This window comes from Parabacteroides sp. CAG:2 (genome assembly GCF_000436315.1).
GTDB classification, from domain to species: domain Bacteria; phylum Bacteroidota; class Bacteroidia; order Bacteroidales; family Tannerellaceae; genus Parabacteroides; species Parabacteroides distasonis.
Genome location: NZ_FR885285.1, coordinates 1 through 786 on the forward strand (window position 1 = coordinate 1; position 786 = coordinate 786).

1 pseudogene (only partly in view) is annotated in these 786 nt (G+C 58.1%); it reads right to left on the reverse strand.

The features are described from left to right. Positions 1 to 64 precede the first annotated feature (64 nt). Positions 65 to 786, reverse strand: a pseudogene (locus tag QVP94_RS07840) (AMP-dependent synthetase/ligase) (it continues 1212 nt past the right edge of the window).

The window sequence follows — 786 nt, forward strand, 5'->3', positions numbered from 1 at the left end:
CGGGCCTCGCGATAAATAAGGAGCCTTCCCCGGGATGCATGGAATAGGCTAGCACGCCGCGTCTCTACAACGCCTCCTTGTTCCACTTGTTCAGCGGATTCTTCCCCTCGGGGGTATAGAGCTGGGCGATACGGGCGGCGTAGGCTTTCTCTACCTTGCCCCGGACGATCTTCATGGTGCTGTTTACCATGCCGTTTTGCTCGGTGAAAGGCTCGGGGAGGATGGCGAAGGTGGTCGGCAACCAACGATCAGGGAACATACTAGACAGGTCGCCTCCCTTGCGGAAACGGTCGATCTGGCGCTGGATGATACGGATGGCCTCTTCCCGGCCTTGATCGCTCGTGAGGTCCAGATTCTGGTGGGCCAGATGCTTCCTCAACCGTTCTTTATTAGGGACCAACAGGGCGGTCGTGTACGGACTCTGGTTATTGTACAGGATCAGCTGGTCGATGCAAGAGGAATGCTCTACCAAGGCCTCCTCTATACCCTCCGGACTGTATTTCTCCCCGTCGCTTCCGATCAGCAGGCTCTTGAAACGCCCCAACACATAAAGAAGCCCGTCACGCATATATCCCATATCCCCGGTGTACAGCCAACCCTCCTTTACGGTATCGGCCGTCGATGCCGGGTTCTTCCAGTAGCCGGCCATCACGTTCTCTCCCCGGATGACGATCTCGCCTTTCTCCCCCGGAGGAAGTACGTTGCCGTCCATGTCGCAGATCTTTAGGTCGAGGGGCCGCACCAATACGCCGCTACTGCCGAAGGTATGGCGGCGAGGGCCCGTGG